Annotated in this window: 24 protein-coding genes; 16 read left to right on the plus strand and 8 right to left on the minus strand. The window is 46.8% G+C overall.

Annotation, left to right across the window (positions count from 1 at the left end):
- The first annotated feature begins 13 nt into the window (after positions 1-13).
- Genes rplD through rpsQ form a run of 9 tightly spaced genes read left to right on the plus strand, consistent with a single transcriptional unit; the run spans position 14 to position 3,969 of the window.
- A complete protein-coding gene (gene rplD, locus CSH92_RS12440; RefSeq protein WP_100657967.1) occupies positions 14-619 on the plus strand; it encodes a 50S ribosomal protein L4 in 606 nt (201 codons plus the stop codon).
- Positions 616-915 carry a 50S ribosomal protein L23 gene (gene rplW, locus CSH92_RS12445; RefSeq protein WP_100657968.1) on the plus strand — a complete coding sequence of 100 codons (300 nt, stop codon included), beginning with the start codon at positions 616-618 and terminating at the stop codon, positions 913-915. Before rplD ends, rplW begins: the two co-directional genes overlap by 4 nt.
- A 14-nt stretch (positions 916-929) precedes the next feature.
- Positions 930-1,754 (plus strand): 50S ribosomal protein L2, encoded by an 825-nt coding sequence (gene rplB / locus CSH92_RS12450; protein ID WP_100657969.1) that lies wholly within the window; start codon positions 930-932, stop codon positions 1,752-1,754.
- A 15-nt stretch (positions 1,755-1,769) separates the two neighbouring features.
- On the plus strand, positions 1,770-2,045 hold the full coding sequence (gene rpsS / locus CSH92_RS12455; protein ID WP_100642637.1) for a 30S ribosomal protein S19: 276 nt from the start codon (positions 1,770-1,772) through the stop codon (positions 2,043-2,045).
- Between the two features lie 10 nt (positions 2,046-2,055).
- Positions 2,056-2,388 carry a 50S ribosomal protein L22 gene (gene rplV, locus CSH92_RS12460; protein ID WP_100642638.1) on the plus strand — a complete coding sequence of 111 codons (333 nt, stop codon included), beginning with the start codon at positions 2,056-2,058 and terminating at the stop codon, positions 2,386-2,388.
- 9 nt (positions 2,389-2,397) lie between these two features.
- Complete coding sequence (gene rpsC, locus CSH92_RS12465) at positions 2,398-3,105, plus strand: 30S ribosomal protein S3 (RefSeq protein ID WP_100642639.1); 708 nt, start codon at positions 2,398-2,400, stop codon at positions 3,103-3,105.
- Between the two features lie 2 nt (positions 3,106-3,107).
- Complete coding sequence (rplP, locus tag CSH92_RS12470) at positions 3,108-3,521, plus strand: 50S ribosomal protein L16 (RefSeq protein ID WP_100642640.1); 414 nt, start codon at positions 3,108-3,110, stop codon at positions 3,519-3,521.
- Positions 3,521-3,712 carry a 50S ribosomal protein L29 gene (gene rpmC / locus CSH92_RS12475; RefSeq protein WP_100657970.1) on the plus strand — a complete coding sequence of 64 codons (192 nt, stop codon included), beginning with the start codon at positions 3,521-3,523 and terminating at the stop codon, positions 3,710-3,712. Before rplP ends, rpmC begins: the two co-directional genes overlap by 1 nt.
- Positions 3,712-3,969, plus strand: a complete 258-nt coding sequence (gene rpsQ, locus CSH92_RS12480) for a 30S ribosomal protein S17 (protein WP_100657971.1) — start codon at positions 3,712-3,714, stop codon at positions 3,967-3,969. The genes rpmC and rpsQ overlap by 1 nt, the downstream gene beginning before the upstream one ends.
- A gap of 132 nt (positions 3,970-4,101) precedes the next feature.
- Here rpsQ and CSH92_RS12485 read toward each other — a convergent pair whose 3' ends face one another.
- Positions 4,102-4,836, minus strand: a complete 735-nt coding sequence (locus tag CSH92_RS12485; RefSeq protein WP_100657972.1) for a sulfotransferase-like domain-containing protein — start codon at positions 4,834-4,836, stop codon at positions 4,102-4,104.
- A gap of 227 nt (positions 4,837-5,063) precedes the next feature.
- Here CSH92_RS12485 and CSH92_RS12490 point away from each other — a divergent pair, with 227 nt between their 5' ends.
- Positions 5,064-5,984, plus strand: a complete 921-nt coding sequence (locus tag CSH92_RS12490) for a cation diffusion facilitator family transporter (RefSeq protein WP_100657973.1) — start codon at positions 5,064-5,066, stop codon at positions 5,982-5,984.
- Between the two features lie 57 nt (positions 5,985-6,041).
- Here CSH92_RS12490 and CSH92_RS12495 read toward each other — a convergent pair whose 3' ends face one another.
- Positions 6,042-7,499: a YfcC family protein gene (locus CSH92_RS12495; protein ID WP_100657974.1), complete on the minus strand. Its 1,458-nt coding sequence runs from the start codon at positions 7,497-7,499 to the stop codon at positions 6,042-6,044.
- Between the two features lie 140 nt (positions 7,500-7,639).
- On the minus strand, positions 7,640-9,445 hold the full coding sequence (locus CSH92_RS12500; RefSeq protein ID WP_100657975.1) for a cation:proton antiporter: 1,806 nt from the start codon (positions 9,443-9,445) through the stop codon (positions 7,640-7,642).
- A 294-nt stretch (positions 9,446-9,739) separates the two neighbouring features.
- Here CSH92_RS12500 and CSH92_RS12505 point away from each other — a divergent pair, with 294 nt between their 5' ends.
- The 4 genes from CSH92_RS12505 to CSH92_RS12520 all read left to right on the plus strand — a co-directional run bounded on the left by CSH92_RS12505 (position 9,740) and on the right by CSH92_RS12520 (position 15,962).
- Entirely contained in the window at positions 9,740-10,891 is a 1,152-nt protein-coding gene (locus CSH92_RS12505) for a PEP-CTERM sorting domain-containing protein (protein ID WP_100657976.1), read from the plus strand.
- A gap of 66 nt (positions 10,892-10,957) precedes the next feature.
- Positions 10,958-12,781, plus strand: a complete 1,824-nt coding sequence (locus CSH92_RS12510; protein ID WP_100657977.1) for a tetratricopeptide repeat-containing sulfotransferase family protein — start codon at positions 10,958-10,960, stop codon at positions 12,779-12,781.
- Positions 12,774-15,242 (plus strand): tetratricopeptide repeat protein, encoded by a 2,469-nt coding sequence (locus CSH92_RS12515; RefSeq protein ID WP_164084732.1) that lies wholly within the window; start codon positions 12,774-12,776, stop codon positions 15,240-15,242. The genes CSH92_RS12510 and CSH92_RS12515 overlap by 8 nt, the downstream gene beginning before the upstream one ends.
- Positions 15,243-15,386: 144 nt before the next feature.
- Positions 15,387-15,962: a hypothetical protein gene (locus tag CSH92_RS12520; RefSeq protein ID WP_100657979.1), complete on the plus strand. Its 576-nt coding sequence runs from the start codon at positions 15,387-15,389 to the stop codon at positions 15,960-15,962.
- Here CSH92_RS12520 and CSH92_RS12525 read toward each other — a convergent pair.
- The 3 genes from CSH92_RS12525 to purU form a co-directional block, all read right to left on the minus strand.
- The gene (locus tag CSH92_RS12525; protein ID WP_100657980.1) at positions 15,959-17,020 is read right to left on the minus strand and encodes an RDD family protein; all 1,062 of its coding nucleotides are present in this window, start codon (positions 17,018-17,020) and stop codon (positions 15,959-15,961) included. The two genes, CSH92_RS12520 and CSH92_RS12525, sit on opposite strands and share 4 nt — an antisense overlap.
- 114 nt (positions 17,021-17,134) lie before the next feature.
- A complete protein-coding gene (locus CSH92_RS12530) occupies positions 17,135-19,321 on the minus strand; it encodes a M3 family metallopeptidase (RefSeq protein WP_100657981.1) in 2,187 nt (728 codons plus the stop codon).
- Positions 19,322-19,464: 143 nt separating this feature from the next.
- Positions 19,465-20,319 (minus strand): formyltetrahydrofolate deformylase, encoded by an 855-nt coding sequence (purU, locus tag CSH92_RS12535; RefSeq protein WP_100657982.1) that lies wholly within the window; start codon positions 20,317-20,319, stop codon positions 19,465-19,467.
- 235 nt (positions 20,320-20,554) lie between these two features.
- On the opposite strand from purU, the gene CSH92_RS12540 reads away from it, so the two are divergent.
- Complete coding sequence (locus CSH92_RS12540; RefSeq protein ID WP_100657983.1) at positions 20,555-20,740, plus strand: hypothetical protein; 186 nt, start codon at positions 20,555-20,557, stop codon at positions 20,738-20,740.
- Here the strand turns inward: CSH92_RS12540 and thpR are convergent.
- Entirely contained in the window at positions 20,732-21,256 is a 525-nt protein-coding gene (thpR, locus tag CSH92_RS12545; RefSeq protein ID WP_164084733.1) for an RNA 2',3'-cyclic phosphodiesterase, read from the minus strand. The genes CSH92_RS12540 and thpR overlap by 9 nt on opposite strands.
- Positions 21,257-21,341: 85 nt before the next feature.
- Here thpR and hrpB point away from each other — a divergent pair, with 85 nt between their 5' ends.
- Positions 21,342-23,876, plus strand: coding sequence for an ATP-dependent helicase HrpB (gene hrpB, locus CSH92_RS12550; RefSeq protein WP_164084734.1), 2,535 nt, complete (start codon positions 21,342-21,344; stop codon positions 23,874-23,876).
- A 33-nt stretch (positions 23,877-23,909) separates the two neighbouring features.
- Here hrpB and CSH92_RS12555 read toward each other — a convergent pair whose 3' ends face one another.
- Positions 23,910-25,112 (minus strand): lytic murein transglycosylase, encoded by a 1,203-nt coding sequence (locus CSH92_RS12555; protein WP_100657986.1) that lies wholly within the window; start codon positions 25,110-25,112, stop codon positions 23,910-23,912.
- Between the last annotated feature and the right edge of the window lie 139 nt (positions 25,113-25,251).

Raw genomic sequence — 25,251 nt, forward strand, 5'->3', positions numbered from 1 at the left:
GGGGAGTTAAGTGATGGAATTAGCATTGAAAGACGCCAAAGGCGCTCTTGAAGTATCCGAAGCGACCTTTGGACGTGAATTCAACGAAGCCCTGGTTCACCAGGTAGTTGTTGCATACGGCGCAGGCGCTCGTCAGGGTACTAAAGCTCAGAAGACACGTTCTGAAGTACGTGGTGGTGGTAAGAAGCCATGGCGTCAAAAAGGTACTGGTCGTGCACGTGCTGGTACAATCCGCAGCCCAATTTGGGTTGGTGGTGGCCGCGCATTTGCTGCCAAGCCTCGTGATCATGAGCAAAAGGTCAACAAAAAGATGTACCGTGGTGCGATCAAAAGCATCCTTTCTGAATTGGTACGTCAAGACCGTTTAGTAGTGGTTGAAAGCTTTGGTGTTGATTCGCCAAAGACTAAAGCACTATTAACTAAATTAAACGCGCTTGAATTGAAAGACGTGTTAATCGTGACACCTGAAGTTGATGAGAACTTGTTCTTGTCTGCACGTAACCTCTACAAAGTAGACGTACGTGACGTTGCAGGTATCGACCCGGTCAGCTTAATTGCGTTTGAAAAAGTGCTAATGACTGCTGACGCAGTTAAGCAACTTGAGGAGGCGTTAGCATGAACCAGGAACGTCTATTAAAAGTATTGGTTGCGCCGCACGTGTCTGAGAAATCAACACTTGCTGCTGAAGCAAACAACACTGTTGTATTTAAAGTTGTTAAAGACGCCAACAAAGCTGAAATTAAAGCTGCTGTTGAGTCATTGTTCGACGTAGAAGTGAATTCTGTACGCACGGTTAACGTAAAAGGTAAAACCAAGCGTCACGGCATGCATTTCGGTAAGCGTAGCGATTGGAAAAAAGCATACGTTGTACTGAAAGAAGGCCAGGATATCGACTTCGTCGGTGGCGCTGAGTAAGAAGGGGATTAGACATGCCATTATTGAAAGCTAAGCCAACTTCTGCCGGACGTCGTCATGTTGTTCAGGTAGTTAATCCTGATCTACATAAAGGTGCTCCTTATGCGCCTCTATTAGAAAAGAACAGCAAATCTGGTGGTCGTAACAACAATGGTCGCATTACTGTGCGCCATATCGGTGGTGGTCATAAGCAACACTACCGTGTAATTGATTTTAAACGTAATAAAGACGGTATCCCTGCGAAGATTGAGCGTTTGGAATATGATCCAAACCGTTCAGCAAACATCGCATTGGTATTGTACGCAGACGGTGAACGTCGTTACATCCTTGCGCCTAAAGGTGCAAAAGCTGGTGATGCAGTGCAATCAGGTTCTGATGCACCGATCAAAGCGGGTAACGCAATGCCTATGCGCAACATGCCAGTGGGTACTACCGTTCACGCCATTGAAATGAAGCCTGGTAAAGGTGCTCAAATCGCTCGTTCAGCTGGTGCTTATGCACAGATTCTTGCGCGTGATGGAGCCTACGTTACCTTGCGTCTTCGCTCTGGCGAAATGCGTAAAGTATTAGCGGATTGTCGCGCCACTATTGGTGAAGTCGGCAACGCTGAACACATGCTGCGTTCACTTGGTAAAGCCGGTGCTACACGCTGGCGTGGTGTTCGTCCGACAGTTCGTGGTGTTGCCATGAACCCGGTTGATCACCCGCACGGTGGTGGTGAAGGTCGTACTTCTGGAGGCCGTCATCCGGTTACTCCATGGGGTGTGCCTACTAAGGGTAAGAAAACCCGCAGCAACAAGCGTACAGATAAGCTTATCGTACGTCGTCGTAACAAGTAATAGCGAGGATTCACCATGCCACGTTCTCTCAAGAAAGGTCCTTTTATTGACCTTCACTTGCTGAAGAAGGTAGAGGCTGCAGTGGAAAAGAACGAGCGTCGTCCAATCAAAACTTGGTCACGCCGTTCCATGATTATTCCAGATATGATTGGTTTAACCATTGCAGTCCATAACGGTCGCCAGCACGTTCCTGTATTAATCAGTGACGAAATGGTTGGCCACAAGTTGGGCGAATTTGCGCCAACGCGCACTTACCGCGGCCATGTCGCGGATAAGAAAGCGAAACGTTAAGGGGAAAGAGATGGAAGCATTAGCTAAACACCGTTTTGCCCGTACGTCAGCTCAAAAAGCACGTTTGGTAGCAGATCAGATTCGCGGTTTGCACGTTGAAAAGGCACTTGAGTTATTAACTTATAGTCCTAAGAAAAGTGCAGCATTGGTCAAGAAAGTACTAGAGTCTGCGATTGCAAATGCAGAGCACAACGAAGGTGCTGATATTGACGAATTGACCGTTGCCAAAATCTTTGTTGACGAAGGCCCAACGATGAAGCGGATCAAGACACGTGCTAAAGGCCGTGCTGATCGTATTTTTAAGCGTAGCAGTCACATTACTGTGGTTGTAGCGGATAACTAGGAGTAGAGAATGGGACAGAAGGTACATCCTACGGGTATACGCCTGGGTATCAGCAAGCCATGGACATCTACCTGGTACGCAAATACTGCAGAATATGCGGATAACCTGTTTAATGATCATCAGGTACGTCAGTATCTGACTAAGCAGTTGAAAAACGCTTCGCTTTCTAAAATCGTAATCGAGCGTCCTGCTAAGAGCATCCGTGTGACTATTCACACTGCTCGTCCAGGCGTCGTAATCGGTAAGAAAGGTGAAGATGTCGAGAAGCTTCGCAATCACGTATCTAAGCTAGCCGGTGTGCCAGCTCAGATCAACATTGCTGAAGTTCGTAAGCCAGAGCTTGATGCACAGCTAGTCGCTGACAGCATTTCAAGCCAGCTTGAACGCCGTGTTATGTTCCGTCGCGCCATGAAGCGTGCCGTGCAAAACGCTATGCGTTTGGGTGCTAAAGGTATCAAAGTTGAAGTTAGCGGTCGTCTAGGCGGCGCTGAAATCGCACGTAGCGAATGGTATCGTGAAGGTCGTGTACCTTTGCACACATTCCGTGCTGATATCGACTATGCAACCTCAGAAGCGTTGACAACTTACGGTATCATTGGCGTTAAAGTGTGGATCTTCAAAGGTGAAGTTTTGGGTGGTTTACCTGCAGCTAATGCAGTTGAACAGGCTCCAGCAGCACCTAAGAAGAAAGGCCGTAGCGCTAAGCGAGAGGGCTAATCATGTTACAACCAAAGCGTACGAAATTTCGTAAACAGCATAAAGGGCGTAACCGTGGTCTAGCGATTGCCGGCGGTAAAGTAAGCTTCGGTACATACGGTCTTAAAGCCGTTGCGCGTGGTCGCATGACTGCACGTCAAATTGAAGCAGCTCGTCGAGCAATGACGCGTCACGTTAAGCGTCAAGGTAAAATCTGGATCCGCGTTTTTCCTGATAAGCCAATTACTGAGAAGCCTCTAGAGGTTCGTCAAGGTAAAGGTAAAGGTAACGTTGAGTACTGGGTATGCCAAATTCAACCGGGTCGTGTGTTATATGAAATGGAAGGTGTTCCAGAAGAACTAGCACGTGAAGCGTTTGCACTGGCTGCGGCAAAACTGCCATTTAAAACAACCTTTGTAACTCGGACGGTGATGTAATGAATGCGACTGAACTCAAAGCGAAAAGCGTAGAAGAGTTGAATGAAGAGCTTTTAAGCCTTCTTAAAGAGCAATTCAATCTACGCATGCAGTATTCAACTGGACAGCTTGAAAAAACTGACCAATTGAAAAAAGTGCGTCGTAACATCGCGCGTGTAAAAACCATTCTGACTGAAAAGGCTAAAAGCTAATGACTGAACAAAAAATTCGTACAGTACAAGGTCGTGTGGTAAGTAACAAAATGGATAAAACCATCACTGTTATGGTTGAGCGTTTCGTTAAGCACCCAATCTACGGGAAGTTTATCAAGCGTTCTACTAAGCTACACGCTCACGATGAGTCAAACCAATGTAATGAAGGTGACGTAGTGACTATCACTGAATGTCGCCCTATCTCTAAGTCTAAGACTTGGAAGTTGGTTGACGTTGTCACTAAAGCTGCAGAATAAGTAATTATTCAAACAGTTTAGAAAAGGCCGCTAATGCGGCCTTTTTTGTTTGCTAGATTTGGACATCCTAGCTTCGCTGTACTCATTAAATATTAGATATAAGAAACTTTACCACCGAATTGAATGAATTCGCTAGATACTGCTTTTCGTGTGGTTAAGCATATATTGATAGTGCGGTAGATTAAGCTCAATCGACCTGATAACTTTTTCTGGTAACAACTTGGGATCGATGGTTTCATACTTGCGCACAAATGATTGGCTATTGATCGCATCAATATGCCATGACTCCCGACCTTGCCATTCTTCTCTACTGCCTTTTGGCCACTGTAACAATCGGTTTGTATCCGGTAAAGGTACACCAATGTAGTCGAAATACCTTCGCATCGATTCCTCTGGCTGAGCGATTAGACTGTCGGCATCGATGACCAAGGGCTGAACTTGTTGGATCGCGGCTATACGATCATACAGGGTGACCATACCTGAAAATCCGGGTTGGTCTTCAGAGTAGTCGGGGCGCATGCGAAACAAGGAGGGTATCGAATAGCGCGGATCTCGCACTAAGAATGTATGAATAGCCGAGCGAATGTGGTCGTCGCTTATAAACGGGGCCGCATGGTAGGCCATATCTTTAACAAAAAGGTATTGGCGCTGCGCAGCACTGAGCAATTTTGCGTAGCCTAGGTCGAAAGCTCGCGAGGCACTTTGAAACTCCTTGTCAGAGCGTAATCCTTGCTTGTAAATATCGATGAATGGTTCACCGTGCACGGCAAAAAGTCCAGAGTGCGCCATCATTTTCTCAAACGCGGTAGAGATTGAGCGCGGCACACACCATAGAAATATTGGTTTATTTTGCTGTTTTTCAGACACTTCGGCCGCTCAATTATTGTTTTTCAGCACGCAGAGTTTAGTCAGTTCAATAGATTTGCGCGAATGAAAAAGTGCGAAGATGTTGAGTATTATTTTTGCGAATCGAGATGACTGAATTGGCGCACAACTATCGAGATGGAGTCAATAAACTATATTTTCTCAGCCCACTATCTATTTACAAAAAACGGCGTAGAATCCGCGCACTTTTTAATCAACTGTAGATATTTATGGCCATTGGCTTTCATGAACAACGTGAAAAACATCTTTTACGAATTTCGTTTTTAGTTGCTTGTTTATTTGTTGGTTTAGCCTTTATTTTCGCAATTTTGACCTCCTCAGCAGCAATATTATTTGATGGCGTGTATTCGTTATTGGCTTGCGTAATGGCATTGCTGACACTGAAAGTGGCGAATCTAGTACAACGACCCGATGATGAACGTTTCCACTTTGGCTATACCGCAATTGAGCCAACGCTTAATCTTTTTAAGGCTATCTTTATTTTAGCTATCTGTGCTTATGCGATATTTGGCGCCATTGCCTCTTTATTAGAAGGCGGAAACACGACTAATTATGGCATTGCTATGGGATACGGTGGGCTTGCAACGCTTGGGTGTTTTGCTGTTGCACTGTACATGAAGCGAAAAGGTCGTCATCTACGTTCTGATCTGGTGGTGGTTGATGCGCAGACCTGGTTTATTGATGGTGTGTTAAGTGCCTCTATTTTACTGGGATTTGTACTGGCATTTGTTTTGGAACAGTTGAGTTTGTCTAAATATTCACCTTATGTGGACCCACTACTACTTATGGTTTTAGCTGTATTCATGTTACCAATACCGCTGCGGATCCTTAAAGAAAGTCTTAACGAGGTCATCAATAAAGCGCCGCCAGAAGCGGTATCCGCACTTATCGAGAAGAAGCTTAAAAAGACCTTGAGCGATGTGCCTTATGAACACGTTGAGGTGCGTATCAGTAAATGTGGCAGGGACGTATATTTACTGGTGCACATTATTGTCAGCGATGCTTTTTCTATTGCAACTATTGCTGAACTCGACGCAATCCGGCTGCGCTGCGAAAAGGAAATGTGCGAGTGGGATCCGGCTATTCTGATGGATATTCTATTTATCAAAAACCCTGTTTTGGCTGACTAGCGACAAGTTCCAGACCGCTGTATGCTGCCCATTATCGTGCATCTAGTTGGACTTAATTCAACTTTCCGGGTTATCCATTTCCGCTGCTGAATTAGCAGGGGAGGACAATCTCTCTATTTGAGGTTGTACGTCTGAGCCGTAATCAAACACTACAGCAAGAACTAATACCACCGATGCGGCAAGCATAAGTTTTATCAGTAGTGGGAAGCAGAATTTAAACCACAAGTGATAAGGTACGCCTGCCATTCCAATGATCCCCATTAGTACCGCATTGGTTGGGATAATCATATTTGAGAAACCGTCACCAAACTGATACGCGAGTACTGCGATTTGGCGATTGACCCCAATTAAGTCGCCAACCGGTGCCATCAGCGGCATAGTGACATAAGCTTGACCGCTGCCAGAAGGAATAAAGAGATTCAACAGAGTTTGCATAATGAACATACCAACTGCTGCGATTTCGGCGCCCAAATAAGACAGTGGGTACGACATTGCATACACCAGGCTATGCAAGATTTGTCCATCCTCCATGATTAACGCAATACCCCGAGCAACACCTATGAGAACTGCTGTTGTCGCAAGATCTTGCACACCTTCAATGAAGCGTTTGGCAGCCTCGTCGGCGTTCAAGCGCCCAACGATAGCTGAGAATATGCCCCAGCACACAAATAGCGCGCCAAGTTCATATAAGTACCAGCCCCGCTGAGAAATCCCCCAAACAGCAACACATATAGTGGCAACTAGCCCGGCCAAAATAAGTTTGTGTCCGAGTAGTAAATGAGGATAATCGGCAGTGTCGGAATCACCAAGTGGACAATCCAATCCTTTGGTTAATGATGCGTTCGGGTCAGCATGCACTCGCTTGGCATATCGCCAAACATGGTGGAATCCAATTAAAACGAACGGAACAAATATGGCTAGTCGCAATTCGATGCCAGAGTATAAAGGAACGCCAGCCACTTGCTGAGCGATCATCACGGTAAACGGGCTAAATGCCGATACGCCATACCCGATACCGTAGCCAACTACTACCATCCCGACGGCAGTCATGGCATCAAGCCGCATGGCTTTGCAGAGACCAACTAGAATAAGCACAAAAGGAATATATTCACCCGCTGTTCCGATGGCGCCGGAAGCCAATGCAAAGGTGAATATCACCATGAAAATTAGCCATTGAGGTTTGCTACCAAAGCGTTCTAGTAGATGCCCAATTAAAGCGTCAATCGTACCTGTTGCACGTGCAATCGCTAATACCCCACCAACGATAAAGACGAAAAAAATGACATCTTGCGCTGCGGCAAGCGCACGAGGGATCGCAACAAAAAAGTCGAACGGCGTTAAACGCACTTGTACATCGGTAACCGCATACGTGCCTGCGATCACGGCTTCTCGCCCGTTATCGAGCGTTTGGGTAGCGAAGAAACCTTGAGGAACCAACCAAGTCGCTAGGTAAGCCAGTAACATCATTCCCAGCAACAAGACAAGGGTGTGGGGGACTTTAAATGTTTCTTTCATAGGTTTCAGCTGCCACTAAGTTAAACGCGTTCATCATGCAATCTGTTTGATTGGGTCAAGATAGCAGAAACGACGCGAAAATATGCATGAGTGTATACAAAATCCGGTCGCGTCGCGATCTGGTAACGGTCAATTGGATTTCAGCTCACTTTGATTTGTTCATCGGCTTTCAAGACTAGGCTTACGATCTTCCAGCCTGCTTTGGGGCTAACCTTTTCACGTGAGGTAAACACACCCACTTGGTTATCGTGGATGTAAATCAAAGGGATGGCATCGTTTTTATACTGACCGCGATATTCTTCGTAATCGAATTCTTCGGTCAAACGTGTTGTTTTAAGTATGGCGCCGTTTTTCATTGCACTGGCTAAAAATGCATAAGTGACACCTTCATCGAATAAACACATTTTCTGTGCGAAGTTCTCAGACACTTGATGACTTTGGGGTTTGTCAGAGTCGTTGGTACCAAGACCTAATACCGTGGCATCGCGTCCAAGCTCGTGCTCGAAGTGCACAGTGACTAATGGGTTTAGTTGGCGATAGGGGGATAAAATCAATACGCTGCCGATAAGTGTGAGGTCTAGGTAACGCTCCGCATGCTCGCTCATCGGATTGCCGTAGTAAGTCTTAATGTTTTGCATGCGTGCCAGTCTAATGGCATCCCAGTTAGTGTCGGCGACAGTCACGACGATATCATTTTTCGCCAGCTCAAGCGCTAAATCCCGGGAGAAATGATTGGCTCCGAATAGTAGAAAACCATTTTGTTCTGGAGAGCGCAGGCCTAGCCACTTAGCAACTGTCGAAGCGGTAAGGCTTTGCAAAACAACCGTAGCGATGATCACTAAAAACACCATAGGAACGATTAAACTTGCCTCTTCGTAGCCCGCAGCTTCTAGTTTTATACTAAATAAAGCAGAAACCGCAGCGGCAACAATCCCGCGCGGCGCAATCCAAGCGAGCAATGCCTGCTCTTTGATAGACAGCCCAGTACCTAAGGCGGAAACCGCGACCGAAAGAGGGCGCGCGATGAACATGATGGCCGCAATAACGATTACTGCACCCATCCCTACGGCTTGAATAGCTGCAAAGTCAATTCGCGTTGCCAGCAAAATGAACAAAGCAGATATTAGTAAAACACTTAACGTTTCTTTGAATTCAAGAATACTTTCTACATCGACATTACGCATATTGGCTAAAATCATGCCTGCGATTGTGACTGTTAACAGACCTGACTCGTGGGCAAACACATTGGAAAATGCGAAGGCCGCTAACATTAGGGTAAGGACAGCGGTATTTTGCAAATAATACGGGATCCATTGTTTACGGATCGCTACACCTAACAAATAACCGCTGGCACTGCCAAGTACACCACCGACCAAGATAGTAATGCCAAAAGCAGCCAGCGTATGGGTAAAAGCATCTTGCTTAGCGAGGATAAATTCAAAGACCAAGACTGCAAACAGTGCCCCAATGGGATCGATGACAATACCTTCCCACCGTAAGATATTGGAAATTTTGGCTGAGGGGCGCACGGTACGTAGCATGGGCACGATAACGGTTGGCCCGGTCACTGTGACAATAGCGCCGAACAAGGCAGCCAATTCCCAGCTAAGTCCCAACACATAGTGTGCTGCTGGAGTGGCGACTAGCCAAGTGATAAAAACGCCGACACTACAGAGGTTTCTGACCATCGCGCCATGACCACTGATGTCGGCAAATTTAAGCGTCAGTGCTCCTTCAAACAGGATAATGGCGACTGATAGCGAAACAATAGGGAATAATAGCTCACCGAACAAGGCATCTGCATTAATCAAGCCGGTTCCCGGGCCTACGACGATACCAGCCAGTAATAAAAACAAAATTGCGGGAAGTTTTACTCGGTAGGCTAAATATTGGCAGCCAATCGACAATAATCCGACGAGTACCAGAACGACCGATAAATTTTCCAAGCGTTTCCCCTTATCCTGCGGATTTACGCGCTAACCTTAGACTAATAGTTACTCTTTCAGCAAATAATTAGATTACAACCGGTTGCCTACAGGTCGGTTCCGCTCCATCGGGAAAGTGAGGTTTTGCTTATAAAATCGTCGGTTTTTTTTACACTTTTTTAACGCTGAAAAATAAAACCTTTAAAAAACAATAAAATAAAAGTTGGCACAGGTTAAGCATATCTGGTTTATCTATATGCCGAGAGGGCTTTGGTTTTGCCCTTGCTAAACGTAAATTGATTAAGGAATAGATTGATGACTTTAAAAGTAAATAAACAGGCAGGAATACTAGTTGCCGCTGCTGTGGCTTCTGCTTTTGCTGCTTCTACTGCGAATGCGACTCACTTTCGTGGCGCTGCGATTGTGCCAAGCGTAGATGCAACTGGTTTGGTGACTTTAACGGCAAAATCTTTTTGGCGACGTTCGACTACTGCTGGTCCAGCAGTTTTCCCGCATGGCAGCGTCGATGAAGTTGGTAATTTATCCGTTGGCGGTGATACCAATGTTACTCTTACGTCTCAAACCTTGGACATCTCGGATGTGCGCCGTGGCGAGATGAATGAAACGTTTACTTATCAGTTACCTGGGGCTGGGCTTTATACTATCACATGGAACAGTGGTTCGTGGGTGGGCGGTGTGCCGAATGCTGGTGGAAATTATGGTACCACATCGACTATCTTTTGGGATGGTGAATCGGCCAATACTCCAATTCAGTTCGATTTAGAAAACATCCAGCAACAAGTGATCGGTGGGCTTGCCTATTCAGATAATTTAGATGCTGTTGGTGTTGGCTTGACTTACGACGACACCTTTTTATCTACCGGAGTTGACTCTCAAGCCCGAGGCTTTGATATCGATGCTAGTGGGCAAATCAATATTTCTGCTGCTAACACGGCACTGTATACGGATAATGGATCCAATCTTGGTGCAGATGAAGCATTCAGCGGAAAAATCAATGCTGGCGATGGCAGCTCTGTCGAGTTTGTTTGGTTGTTTGACACAGTGAATTCACAAAATGCGAACTTAGCTCCATCGATTACTGATGTTGTTATTAACGCGCTTGTCGGAGATACGATTTCTGAAACTTTAGTGGTTACAGACCCGAATGCGGGCGATGTGCTTACAACATCATTTATTTCATTTTTAGGGGCTGGTGGTGCCGTCGGTGGTTCAACGTTTGATCCAAATACCCTTGAATTTGATTGGGACTCAAGTGGCTTCGCTGCAGGAACCTATGTTGCAACATTTGGGGTTTCTGACGGCTCTCTAAGCGACCAGGGTACGGTGACTATTAACTTGCGTAATCGCTCAACAAACCCAAGTGTTTCTGAGCCTAGCACACTAGCTATCGCTGGCCTTGGTATGCTTGGCTTGGCGGCTATGCGCCGTCGCCGCAAAGCAAAATAAGGCTGAATTTTTAAGTTAAAAAGGGGTAGCATCAAGCTACCCTTTTGTTTTTTATAAGTTTATTTCATGAAGTGCGAACATTGCGGCAGTCCTTCACGTCTCGCACAGTGTTGTGGACTAAAGGTGTCGAGTAAGCCCTGGACCGGCGTAGCTAAAAAAGTCTTGGTCAAAGATGCATTGGCCACTTTGCAACAGATGATTCAAATGGGCAATGCTCAAGCCGTCGCGGCCATCGGGCAAGCTTTAGCAGCGAAAGTACCTCACAATAATCGCCTAGTTTACTTACAAGCACTTTGGGCTTGGCAAAATGGCCATATACGACAAGCCTATCAAGTGATGCAGGGACTGCCAAAGCAAGGGTATATGACCGCTGAATCGGCGGCGAACCTTGCCACTTTGGCTCGGCAATTAAACTTACTCCCAGATGCTCTTGGCTGGATCAAACAGGCCGTCAGCCGGAACAATCGAGCCATCAATTTTTTACAATTGGGTTATGACATAAGCCAGCAAACCAATGATTGCAATTTTGCCAGTGTATGCGCAGAACAGTTAGTCAAACAGCAACCTGACAAACAATTGCATTGGCACAACTGGTTTCAGGCGCTAGAAAGTGCAGGAAACTGGCAGCCAGCTCTGGTTGCCGCAATGCAAGCCAGCGAAAAATTCCCAACCAACTCCGTATGGTTATGTCGCCAAGCGTCAATCCAAGAGCGATTGCATTTATTATCAGAGGCCAAACAAACGTTAGAGCAAGCGTTACGAGTAGCGCCAGAAGACCCATTCGGTCGCATTATTGCAGCGCGAATTCAACGCCGCGAAGGGGCGGCAAAGAAGACGCTCAGAACGTTATCTCAGGTAAACGTTGACGCTCTTAGTGTCGAGCTGCAAAAAGCTTATTGGCAGGAACAACTGTTGGCACAGCGAGCGCTTGGAGCCGGCAAAGAAGCTTTGTCCAGTGCAGCCAACTTGCATCAACTAAACGCGCTTGCCGATGTTGTAGCGCAAGAAAAAAATGTGGAACTCCATTTAGAACGGATCAGTGCTCTGAATATGGCAGTGTTGCGTGAGCAGTTTAATTTTAACGTGCCTCTTAATCCTGTATTTATTATCGGTTTTCCGCGTTGCGGTAGCACGTTAGTGGAAAAGCTGCTGTTTGAAAATTTTGCCTGTATTAACGGTGACGAGAATATCGCCTTCGAGTCAATCGAGCGCGATATTTATACAGTCACGGGAAAGGCATGGTGGGACTTAGAGGTTAAAGATATACAACCTGAGTTATTGCAGACATTGAGTCAGACATTGTGCGCACATTATCTTACCGATAATGCAATGAGCGACAACGGCGCATGCGGTCAGCTGGCAGTTACGGATAAAAATTTAACTAACCTGTCACGTCTGCCGTTGCTCAATCTATTATTCCCAGATGCACCGATTATTAAAGTCATACGGCATCCATTGGACACCGTGTTGTCGACTTATTTTAATGCTTTTACGGTTGAGCATCCGTGGCAACAAGAGCTAGCCACCATTGCAAGACATTATGCACGCCTTGAAACGCACGCAGAAGAAGTACTCGCTAACATTTCAAACCCAGTTTATACGCTACACTATGAAGATGTGGCACTCGCAAAACAGCTACCGGTTGATTTAATGGATTTTCTGCATCAACATTGGCACGCGGAAAAGCGCGTTCACGCTGATGGAGTTGATGCGCAATTTTTTACGCGAACTGCATCATACGCTCAGGTACAAGCACCGGTGCACAACGCAAGTATTCTGTTTAGTCAGCCTTATGTGGAGTTCATCGAGGATGAAGTTCATGCAGTGCTGGCTCCCTACAATCAGCAATGGTTGGAGTATTGGTCGAAAAAAGGAGAATCGAATGAATAGAACATTGCTAGCACGAATTATGAAGGGACTCATTCCAATCAGTTTGCTCGGCGCAATGTTACTGCCGGTCAATTTACAGGCTTCTATCGTCACAGAAACGTACGATGAGCAGATGTATAAGTTATCTGAATCGGAATTGTTTGAATTGCTCAAGCAGCAGAATTTGGCTCTCAGTGGGCTTAATTTTGACAGTTTCATTGTCCCTTCAGAAGTTAGAGCGCAAATCGGGGATCGCAACGCACTGCAAATCGTTGGTCGTTTATTAGCTGGCGATGATTCCCGTGGCCCCAGAGCTTTAGCCAACTATTTACTACGTTTCCCCAACGATTTGCTTGCACTGTATTTGGCAGCCAGCGAATTGGTTGAACAAAAAAAATACCGTGAGGCTGAATTAACCCTGCAGAAAATATTGCAAGCGCAACCGGATTTTCATGCGGCAACGAATTTGCTTGGACTATTAAGATTATCGCAAGAACAATACGAAGTGGCCGGGCAGATTTTTACCCGCGTACTATTGCGTGACGAAAACCCAAACGGAATGGCTGCTCGCTATTTGGCATGGTTGGGGATGCGTAATGGCAATCTAGAACAAGCGGAAACGGCATTGCTAGTGACATTGGCAAAGATGCCGAAACCAATCACAGAGGCTTCACCAATAGTACTAGAACTAGCGGAGCTCTATCGCCGCCTAGAAAAGCACTCAGCAATTGTAGAACTGTTTGCCGATATCACGCTTGGAGAGGGCTCAGGCGATGTTGCGCTTGAAGCTGTTGCCAGGCGCTTTGAAGCTGCAACCATGGCAGGACTTATTGAGACAGCCGTAGAGATATTGCCTCAGCTCAACGGTACAGCCGCGTATCAAGCATTCCCAATTTTATTAAGCCGTGCTCGTTTGAAAGCGCAGCTGGGAGATTTTACCGCAGCACTTGAGCTTATTGCTAAGGCACAAGGGGAGAATGCTGATTTTGAGAGAAACCGTTTGTTAGAGAAAGCTAAGATCCTGACCGTCGCGAAACGTTATGCTGAGGTTGAAGCTACGTTAACTGAGTATCTAGGGGACACCAGTGAGGCATCATTGGAGCAATGGGAAAACTATGCGGATTTGATGATTCGAATTGGACGAGGAAATTCTGCATTGGCACAGTTACGCAGTGCAGTTGGGACAATTTCAAAATCTGTAGGAATTCAACTACTACTGATTGATTCACTCATTCGAGCTGGTGATATCCAAGGTGCAAAGCGGCAGATTGATCGTACTTTGAGTACGAATCCCCAACCTGCTCAAGCACATTATCTAAAGGGTATCTTGTTATTTGATGAAGGCAACAACGACCTTGCAGCGGATGCGTTTAGAGCAGCAGTGGCTGCCGATCCGAATGACATTAGTGCATGGATGGCCTTGTTCGGCGCTTTGCATGATCACCGAGTGCATAATCATGCGGCAGGCATGGCAGCAACTGATCACGCTGATTTAATGCCGTTGTTTGATCAGGCGATAGCGGCCAATCCCGATTCAACACTGTTGTACTATGAGAAAGGGTTAACGGCTTATTCAGGTAGTGAATTAGACATTGCACGAGAGGCGTTTGATAAAGCAACCGCAAAAGCGCCATTATACGTTCCAGCCATTGCTATGGGAGCTATTGTTAGGGCTGATCTGGATAAGGCGCCGCAAGAGAGTCTCGCGCTTGCCCGGCGCGGAGAGCAGCTTGCACCGCAGAATCCTGCCGTGCTTGACGCGGTGGGATGGGCGCTGATCCAAAACAACCAGTTAGATGAGGGCCTAACGTACCTAAACCGCGCCTTGCAGCTGATGCCTGGTGATGAAGCGGTACTGGCGCATTTGGCAGAGGCCTATTTGCAGATGGGTGATGTACAACAGGGCCTGACCTACGTCCGAGATGCCCTTAAAGGAACTTTGCCCGATCATACTGACGCCGCACTGCGAGAGCATTTGGTAAAACATGACCCACAAAGCCGTCTGTCACTACAGGTCAACTTTATCAACGGCTTTGGTGTAGGTGAAAGTGCCGGCAATATTCTGATTACCCAAGAAGAAGGCGGCGTGAGAGTCGTTGCTGATGTGGCTGGACTGCCAGCTGGGTTGAATGGTATGCATTTTCATGAAAAACCGAGCTGTGAGGCCGGTTTACAGCAAGGCGAGCGTGTAGCAGGCCTTGCGGCTGGTGGGCATTATGGGCATGGCCACATGATGATGGATATGGGTGATATGGACATGAGTTCCATGACTCCAGAAGCGCACGCGATGCATATGCAGATGATGAAGCCAAAGGGGGATCTTCCGCCACTGCCGATCGCTGCAGATGGCACTGCAACTGATTCTGTTTTCGGTGCCAACTTGACCATAGAAGAATTGCGCGGGCGCAGTTTAATGATCCACCAGGGGCCTGATGTCGACGGGGTATCTGGGCCTAAAATTGCTTGCGCGGTAATTCCATAATCTCACTGCTTTCTATCGCTTCGACTAATTAGATGGGTTAGTCGAAGCGTATTTCAATTAATACTTCAGTGTCGAACTAGACTGCTACAGCCAGACTAATTACGGCTATTCTTTATTCATCAAATTCGGTTCGGAGGCGATGGGATGAAGAGATTGCTCGTAGGCTTTGCAATGTTGCTGTGGCTCCTGCCATTGAATACTTACGCCAAGTCGTCCACCGTCCAAAAACACTTGTCGAACTGGTTAGATACGGTCGTCGGCGAGGAGTTAGAGTTTTCATTTGAGAAGCGCAAAATCCAGTTTCGCGGCTGTAAACAAAAAGCCTACGATCTGGTTATTACGCGCCAGTTTGGCGATGATTTCTCGGTCGATATGTCGCTTGGTTATGCTAAAGGCCGAAATAGCTTTGGGGTTTATTCTCATACCGTATTAGTCAAAGAGTTTGAGCTAATGCCGCGTTGGCAGCTCGGTGAATTTACGATTGGTTTAGGGCTTAAAAAACAATCGTCGCATTCGTTGCGTTCTTCACATGCGGCAAGTATCCAACTGCCGCTACGTCAAGCGTGGGCATTTGAGCTAGATTTGCCTACATTCAACAAAGCACACGCCTTTCGCATGAAATTGGAGCACGAAAAATGGCAGCATGTGGATTCTATCGCAACAATCAACAATGCTGCTTCAAACAATGCGATAGCGCTTGAATACGCAATCGCATTTTAAACGCGCCGCAGTACCAGCGTTTCTGATATTTTATCTTGAATAGCTTGTCGATTGGGGTCCCAATAGACTTGTAAAAAACCCATCAAACCTGTGGCCAAGCCAGCACCATAGCCACCATAACGACCAAAGCTTTCCCATAAGGTTGGGATACGACCATCTATCCTGATCACATAAATACCCATTAAACGTTTGCCAGGCGTAGCTCCTTGCCAGATCGTCGGAAACGCGCTGAAATATAGGGCTGCCCAGCCGACACCAATGCCTAAATCTTTGGCAACGGCTTCGATTGTCTCAATCACACTGAAAAGTGGGCCTTCAGATTCGTGTTCTGTCACCGGCTCTGGTTCTACTTTCACAGGAGTGCTAGGTGAATCTTCATCACTGACCTCAGCCCCAGCCTGATCCGATAAATCATTTTTCGCTGTTGCAAACTTTTGCTCGGCCAAGCGCGCAAGTTGAGCTCTCTCATCTGAAGTTAGAGTTTCGTCGTTAGCTAAAAATTCCGCGGTTAAAGCCGTCATTTCTTCAGCGCTAAGTTCAGAATCGGCATAGACTTTGGCATAGTCATCAACCAGTTCTTGTTTACAGGGCAGATCGCTACAACTATTCCAAGCTAGCATGAGAGCCCCGGTGGCGATCGCTTGCGTGCCGGTCAGCGGTCCCTCGTTAACCTCTGATGTTTGTTCATTAATCGCTTCAACGATGCCGTAAATAACAGCAAACATTAAAATTGCGATTACCACACTTAGCACTATTCTAGTGCGTCGGAAGCGTCGCTGACGAGCGAGGCGAATGTTCGTGCGTAGAAATGTGACTGCAGTAAATCCCGCCAAGAAGAGCGCGTTCAACGAACTCAAAATAACCACACAGAATAAATCGATAAGCAGAGCAAGCAAACGGCGTGTCGGTGACGCTATGGGTAGGCCTAATAGATGATCGGCGATACCGAAGGCGTATGGGGTTACTGTGTTTTTATCATCGCGCTCGGGTTTACTGGCTTGGCTTTGTGTTACATCTGAATCTGGTTGAGTAACTTCGCAAAGATCAGGTTGTTGCATACAAATGGCCACATAGAAAAAATTAAGTAAGCAAAGGATAGCGAGTTTTTGACAGTGGTAAAATATTCGCTAAAAAAAAGGGCGCCGAAGCGCCCTTACGAAACTTAATTTAGTTTATTCAGTTTCATTGACCGGGAAGCCACGATCGCGCATGAGTGCCTCAACTTTGGCATCACGACCGCGGAACTTGCGGTAAGCTTCGGCCGGATCCATCGCGTTGCGGATGGAGAACAAATACTTCACTAAGCGATCACCCACTTCTTTGTCATAAAAACCACCTGGTGCTTCAGCAAATGCTTCTGCGGCATCTGAGGTCAAAACTTCTGCCCACATATAGCCGTAATACGCTGCAGCATAACCTTCACCAGAGAAAACGTGACCAAAATGCGGCGAACGATGGCGCATCACAATTTCTTCCGGCATACCTAATGCGGTTAATTGATCGCGCTCGAAAGCATCCGGTTCGATGGTTGCAGGATCGGTGGTGTGATAAAGCAAGTCAATGATCGCGGAAGCCATGTATTCAGTGGTTTTAAAGCCTTCATTGAAGGTTGCGGCGGCTTTAATCTTATCAACCAATGAAGCCGGGATAGGCTCGCCAGTTTCGTGATGGACAAGATATTGATTAATCACTTCGTCAGTGAGTAACCAACGTTCCAATAACTGTGATTGGAACTCGGTATAATCGCGTACACCAGAGTGTGATGTAGGGTATTTCACCGTTGCTGATAAGAAGTGCAAGGCATGACCAAACTCGTGGAAGTAAGTTTCAGCGTCATCCCATGAAATCAGCGTCGCTTGGCCTTCTGGCGCTTTCACAAAGTTACTGTTGTTTGACGTAAGCGCACTTTCCTTGCCGTCAAAAGTCGTTGGGCTGCGATACATTGTCGCCCATGCACCAGAGCGCTTGCCTTGACGCGCGAACGGGTCGAGATACCAAAGACCAATATGTTCTTTACTGGTTTTATCTGTCACTTCCCATACTTTGACATCCGGATGAAATACCGGTACTGAGCCTTCAGGCACTGGCGTAAATTCAAAGTTAAATAAGCGTCCAGCAACATAGAACATCGCATCGCGTAGCTTGTCGAGTTGTAGATACTGTTTAACTTCATCAGAATCTAAGTCGTACTTAGCTTTACGCACTTTTTCGGCGTAAAAACGATAATCCCAAGGCTTAATCGTGATATCGGCACCTTCTGCGTCAGCAATGGCTTGCATATCGGCGACTTCTTCTTCAACCCTAGCGATAGCCGCAGGCCAAACTTTCATCATTAATTCCATGGCATTTTCAGGATTCTTTGCCATACGGTCTTCAAGCCGCCATTGGGCATAATTCTCATAGCCCTGAAGTTGCACACGCTCATGACGTAATGTCAGGATCTGTTTGATCAACTCGTTGTTATCAAATTCGTCGGCATTGTCGCCGCGATTGTAGTAGGTCTTCCAGACTTTCTCGCGCAGCGCTCGATCAGTACTGTAAGTTAAGAATGGATCCATCGATGAGCGTGTATTGGTAATAGCGTACTTACCTTCTTCTCCACGCTGTTCAGCGGCTGCGGCTGCTGCGGCAACAAATGATTGCGGAAGACCATCAAGTTGCTCTGCAGTGATATACAACACATAGTTTTCTTCGTCAGCTAACACATTGTTCGAGAACTTGGTGTGCAGCTTGGATAACTCTTGATTGATATCGGCGTAGCGTTTCTTAGCTTCAGCATCAAGGGTTGCACCATTACTGGCGAAGCCATTGTAGGTTAACCAGGTGATACGCTGCTCTTCGTCGGTTAAAGACTTTAACTCTTCACTTTCATAAACTGCTTTGACGCGGGCGAAAAGCGCTTCGTTTTGGGTTATCTTTGAAAAGAACGCAGATAACTTTGGCGCCATCTCGGCCTGAATTTCACGGAATTCAGGGCTCGACATATTTGAGCTCCAGATCCCCCAGTAAGTAAACACACGGTTTAATTCACCACCTGCTCGCTCCATGGCGACGATAGTATTTTCGAAGGTTGGTGCTTCAGGATTGTTTGCAATAGCTTCGATTTCAGCCATGTTAAGCTCCATCGCTTTTTCAAGCGCGGGCTTTAAATCACTGAGTTGCATTTTGTCAAACTGCGGCACGCCGCCGTAGGGGCCAGAATACTCAGCCAACAACGGGTTTTGATTGGTTGCTTCAGCTGCGGTTGATGCAGCAGCTTCTGATTGAGCTGTGTTTGTTTGAGTTTGTTTCGATTCAGAGCAGCCACCTAATGCCAAAAGGCAGGCCATGGCCGTTGCGGTTAAGAGGGGTTTGTTCATGTTATTTCCAAACAGTTGTCGTTAGTTTGAGACTATTGTATTTATTCTATTATTAGGGGCATTGAACCCATTTAACGCTATATATCGCGAGCTCTAGTGTAATCCATTCCACCGCCAAGCACCACGGTCTGTGAGGCAAGTGGCTATTCAAATACGATGGTTTTATTACCGTGCACAATCACGCGGTCTTCCAAATGATATCGAACCCCATTAGCCAGCGCTGTTTTCTCACAATCTTTGCCCTTTCGGACCATATCTTGGGCACTGTCTGAGTGACTGATGCGCATTACGTCTTGCTCTATGATTGGGCCCTCATCTAAGTCCGCTGTCACGTAGTGACAAGTTGCACCGATGAGTTTTACTCCGCGATCATAGGCTTGCTGATAGGGCTTCGCACCAGCAAAAGAGGGCAGAAAGCTATGGTGAATATTGATTGCCCGACCAGCCCAACGTTGGCACATTGAGTCGGGAAGAATTTGCATAAAGCGGGCGAGTACCACTAAGTCAACTTGGTGTTCTGCTAATATTGATTCGATTTGTTCAAAAGCCTCAGCTTTTGGCTGGGCTTTAAAGTCGACATGGTAGAACGGGATCTTGTACCAAGTCGCAAAGGACTCAATACTTTTGTGATTGGCAATAATACAGGGGATATCGCAATGCAACTCGCCGGTATGATGGCGGTGTAATAAGTCAACTAAGCAATGCGATTCGTGACTCGCAAGGATCGCTACCTGTTGCTTTTGGGCAGAATCAGTTAGATGCCAACGCATGTTGAATTGATCGGCGAGCTTCGAGAAGGCGTCAGTAAAACTCGAATGGTCAACTTCGACGCTATCCGCTCTTATTTCGTGTCGCATAAAGAAGCGACCGGTACTGAGATCGGTATGATGGCTAGCTTCAATGATACTGGCTTTGTGTTCAGCCAAAAAGCTGGCGACAGCGGCGACAATCCCCACTTGATCGGGGCAATCTATTACGAGTCGATAGGTTTGTTGCATGTGGATAAGTTAAATCGATGGACTTAGCTCCAGCATATCATCTTATCCTGAGCAAACTAGTAACAGTTGTTCTTAGTTATGCGATTTAGCCGCAACGATTTAACTCACTAATAGATATTTACTTAGTAAAATCATTCGATTAGTTATGTCTTAGGGCCTGGAGAGGGATTGTTGTGGTCAAAACACGACCGCCAAGCGTAAATTAAGTACTATATGCACAGTAGGGTAACTTCGAATGGCAAAGTACCTCGATTTAGCATTACGCGTACTCAATGATGCACAACAGACAGCAGCGGCACGGGAGGTCGCTCGGCAAATTTTAGAGAATGCAGGCTTTACTAAGGACGAAATAAAACGCTGCGAAAAGCTGAGTAAAGCGGCAGCTAATAATCTTGACCTGCCGTTTTTTTTCCTAGCCTAACGGCCAAGAATGCCGAATCGGGTAACTTACCCCATGTGGACCAGAAACAGACTCGAACAAATGAATATGGGTTACCTCTTGCGCAAAGCTAAAATTGTCCTTGGGTTGGGGGGCCACATGACGAAATTTCCGTGCCAAAGTAACGTGCGGTCTATATGCTGAATGAGTATGTAAATCAGGCACTACCAGCTCTTTGATTGTCGCTTCGATGTTAGACTGGAGTTCCAGCAACACCTGTTCGGGATGTTTATCAGTTAAGTAGGCGATGGGTGGTTTGTGCCAGCACCCTGTTTGATTCAGCCTTACTTGAAAGGGGCGCATAATCAGCTTGTCAACGCAGGTGATCAGTTGCTCTTGCTGGGCTTGGTTTACCTGGCCGATAAATAACAAAGTGAGGTGATAATTGCTTGCGGGCACCGGCTTGCTGCTTGTTATTTCCGGCCAATTTGCGCTAGCCCACTGCTCAATTGCACGCTTATTAAGGGCGCTTAAATCAATACCAATAAAACAACGCATGCACATTCGCCTTGGGATCAGCAGACATTGTCGTTTATCCTAATGGAACTTGCAGTCATCCCGCAACGAAAAGGCATCAACACAGGTGGCACTCACTGAACTTCCTATCCAGCAACATTTGCCCACGCTAACGCAGCGACTCGTTGAGCGCAACGTCATTTTAACTGCGGCACCAGGAGCGGGTAAATCCACTGAATTACTGCTTTATTTACTCAAACATTATCCAAGGCAAGGTAAAATCGTAGTGTTGCAACCAAGGCGTGTAGTTGTGCGCGCTCTGGCGGAATATTTGGCGAATCGTCTAGGCGAGTCGGTAGGACAGCGGGTAGGTTATCAGATAAGGGGTGAACGCAAGATATCAGCAGAGACACGCTTAGAGTTTATTACTGAGGGGATTTTAGCGCGTCGTATTCAACATGATCCTGAACTCACTAATGTCAGTGTTTTGGTTTTTGATGAGTTTCACGAACGCAACATTCATAGTGACTTTGGCTTTGCTTTGGCACTTGATGTGCAGCAGGCATTGCGCGAGGACTTGCGCCTACTTGTCATGTCAGCAACGTTGCTTACCGATACCATATTGCCGTTGCTGCAACCTGCCCATGTACTTGAGGTAGAGGGTCGTCAGTTTCCGATCACCTATCACTACAACCCAATCACTACGCAACCCTTGAATACCCAGCAGTTGAGTATGATTATCGTGAATGCATTAATCGAGCACACGGGCGATATTCTCGTATTTTTGCCCGGCCAACGCGAAATCGAAGCGACATTGCACACTTTACAGAGCAAACTGAGTGCATTTCCTACGGTTAAGTGTTTGCCTCTTTACGGTGCTTTAGGCAAAGCCGTTCAAGAACAAGCGCTTGCGGAACCAAAGGAAGGGCAACGCAAAGTCATTTTGGCAACCAATATTGCGGAGACTAGTCTGACAATCGAGGGGGTGCGAGTTGTTATAGACACTGGATTGGAGCGTCAATTTAATTTTTCGCTGGCACTGGGTACGGAGAAAATTTCCACCCGCCAAATTGCGCAAGATTCAGCGGCGCAACGCGCCGGCCGGGCTGGTAGGACTGGTCCAGGGGTTTGTTATCGCCTTTGGCCTGAAGAGCAGCAAGGGCGCTTACCAAAAGCTCGTGCAGCCGAAATTTTACAGCGTGATATTAGTGATCTATATCTTCAAGCTTTAGCATGGGGCTGCGAGCTAAGACAATTAGCATTGCCTACGGCACCGACACCGAACCAATGTGCGCATGCGCGAGAGGTTCTGCGCGCAATTGGTGCCATAGATGAAGATGGCAAACTAACCCAACATGGAAAGGCAATTGCTAGAGTACCGCTTAACGTTCGCTTGGCGCATATGATGTGCACACTTCAAACTAAGCTGTCTGCCAAGCCAGAGTTACTAACCGTTGCGGCGGTTGTCGCGCAAATACTGGATGGTAGTGAAGTCGGCCAAAATGTATGGCTAACAGACTTCTTGAGCTCATCAACATTAGGCCGGCTCAGTCAACAGTTAAAGGCGGCTGAACGGTTATGTAAAACACTGGGCATTCAGTTTCAACAGAATTGGTTAAATGCTGTAAGTTCAGAATTTGTAGCCGAAATTGTTGCTATGACATTTCCAGACCGGGTGGCTAAGCTCATGGCAGGAAGTGAATATAAATTAGCGAATGGCAAACGCGCCTATTTTAAGGCTGCTGATAATCAGCGCCTACCTGACTGGTTGGCAATAGCACAAATGGTAATGCACACCTCGGGTAAGCTGTTCATCAGTAGCGCCCAGCCAATAGATTTCAATAGGCTCACCGAATTGTTCAATGCGCAAATACAAGACAGTGTTGAATTCGGGTGGGACGACAAGACGCAAAAGCTGACCCTCTCACAGGTTCAGCGATTGTCTCACATCAGCATAACAAGCCAACCTATCGACGGCCGAGACGGTGATTATGCTACGCAGATCATGCATGCGTGGGAGACGGTCATACAACGCAATGGTATTGATTGGCTGCCGATTTCAGAGGCCGGACTTATACTTCTGAATAGAATGCGGTGGGCACGCTTGCTTTGCCAACGTGACGCTCTGCTGCCATTTCCTGATATGCGCAATGAGGCCTTATTAGCAGATTTGAAAGAATGGTTATTGCCACATATTTCTGCTCATCGTTCACGCAAGTCATTAGCAAATATAGACTGGTCGCAACTGTTCCAAAATCAATTGGATTGGCCCCAATTACAATGGCTTGAGCGCGCTATTCCCACACATTTTCAATTGCCCAGTGGGGATCGTTTAGTCATCGAGTATCCACCTTGCCCCCAATACTTTGATGCACAATCCCAGTTACCCAGCATTTCCGCACCGATGCAATGGCTCTACGGATTTGAACAATCGCCGAGTGTTGCAGAGGGCCGGTTGGCGCTGCAAATTGAATTGTTGTCACCGGCTCGCAGGGTACTGCAAAAGACGCGGGATTTAGCTACATTTTGGCAAAGTGAAAGCTACCAACAGATCAAAAAAGAAATGCGTGGTCGCTATCCGAAGCATTTATGGCCGGACGACCCCGCAAATACTAGCGCAACAAAAGTAACCAAGAAACGGATGCAAGCACAGTCGCAGTAACTTGCTGAACTTCAACGAGAACTCTGCTATGCGTTAACTTTGGTTACTAGTGTGCCGATTGAGCAAGTCTCGTAATGAAGGACTCGGGAAACCGTCCGCAATCAGATTCCGGTCGGCTTGAAACTGTCGGATCCCTGCACGTGTTGCGGGTCCAATTATCCCATCGGCACCACCCACTTCGTATCCCAGCGCACTGAGTTGCTGTTGCATCAGTTTGACGTCGGCGCGAGCAAGTGCTGGAATTTCTGGCAAAGGTGCTACGAGCGGCGCACCGTTGATTATCCGATCAGCAAGGTGGCCAACAGCGATTGCGTAAAATTCGGAGTTATTCCAGCGCATAATGATGCCAAAGTTTTCGTAGGTCAAAAATTTGGGGCCTTGGTGGCCTGCTGGAACGCGCAGCACTGCTATAAGTTCACTGTCTGGCAGCGGCGCCAGTTGAGTGTCGGTGAGACCCAACGCTTTCCAAGCTTTGACACTGCGACGTTGTTGATAGCCAGCCAAGGTGTAGTCGAAATCCGCTGGAAGCATGACTTCTCGTCCCCAGCGACTGCCCGGTTGCCAGCCTAATTGAGCTAAAAAGTTAGCAGCAGAGGCTAAGGCGTCACGCTCACTGTTCCAAAGATCAATGTGATTATCACCATCGCCATCAATGGCGTAGTGAGTGTAAGTAGAAGGCATAAATTGGGTATGTCCCATTGCACCAGCCCAAGAGCCCAGCATGCTTTCGGGCTGTAAGCCTTCGCGGTCGACGAGTTGCAGAGCAAGCAATAACTCTTCAGTGAAAAATGCGCGGCGGCGGGTATCGCAGGCAAGCGTTGCTAGCGAATCAAGCGTAGGCATCGTGCCCTTATAACCGCCGAAATTGGTTTCTAGCCCCCAGAACGCAAGTAAGTATTGAGCCGGTATGCCAAACTTTTCATTCAGTTCAGTAAGAAACTCTTTATGCTTCGCTAATAGTGCCTGGCCTTTTTCAATTCGCCATGCATTTACTCGCTTAGAAAAATAAGCTGGAAATGTTTGCACAAACTCAGGTTGGCTGCGATCCAGTTCCAGTACTCGTGCCTGCAATTGCAGTGATGCCAATGATTGGCGTGTTTGCGCACTGACACCGCGCTGTTCGGCTAATTGGTCGAAGTGCGTCAGGCATTGGTTAAATTCAGATGTTGAAAGTGCTTCTGCATGACTTGGCAGGACACTGAAAGCAGCCATTAAAGCGGAAAACAATACACGCATGAAAAAAACTCGTTCGAAGAAAATTCAATTCCATGCTACTTGATTTTTCCCCTCAGCACCAAGCGTTGCTATTGTTGGAGCGAATATTTGTCGTCGTGCTCTTAGGGTAGCCTTACGGAACGCTTGCGAAGCTCTGCTC

It is taken from the genome of Neoalteromonas flava (genome assembly GCF_002807685.1).
GTDB lineage: Bacteria > Pseudomonadota > Gammaproteobacteria > Enterobacterales > Alteromonadaceae > Alteromonas_E > Alteromonas_E flava.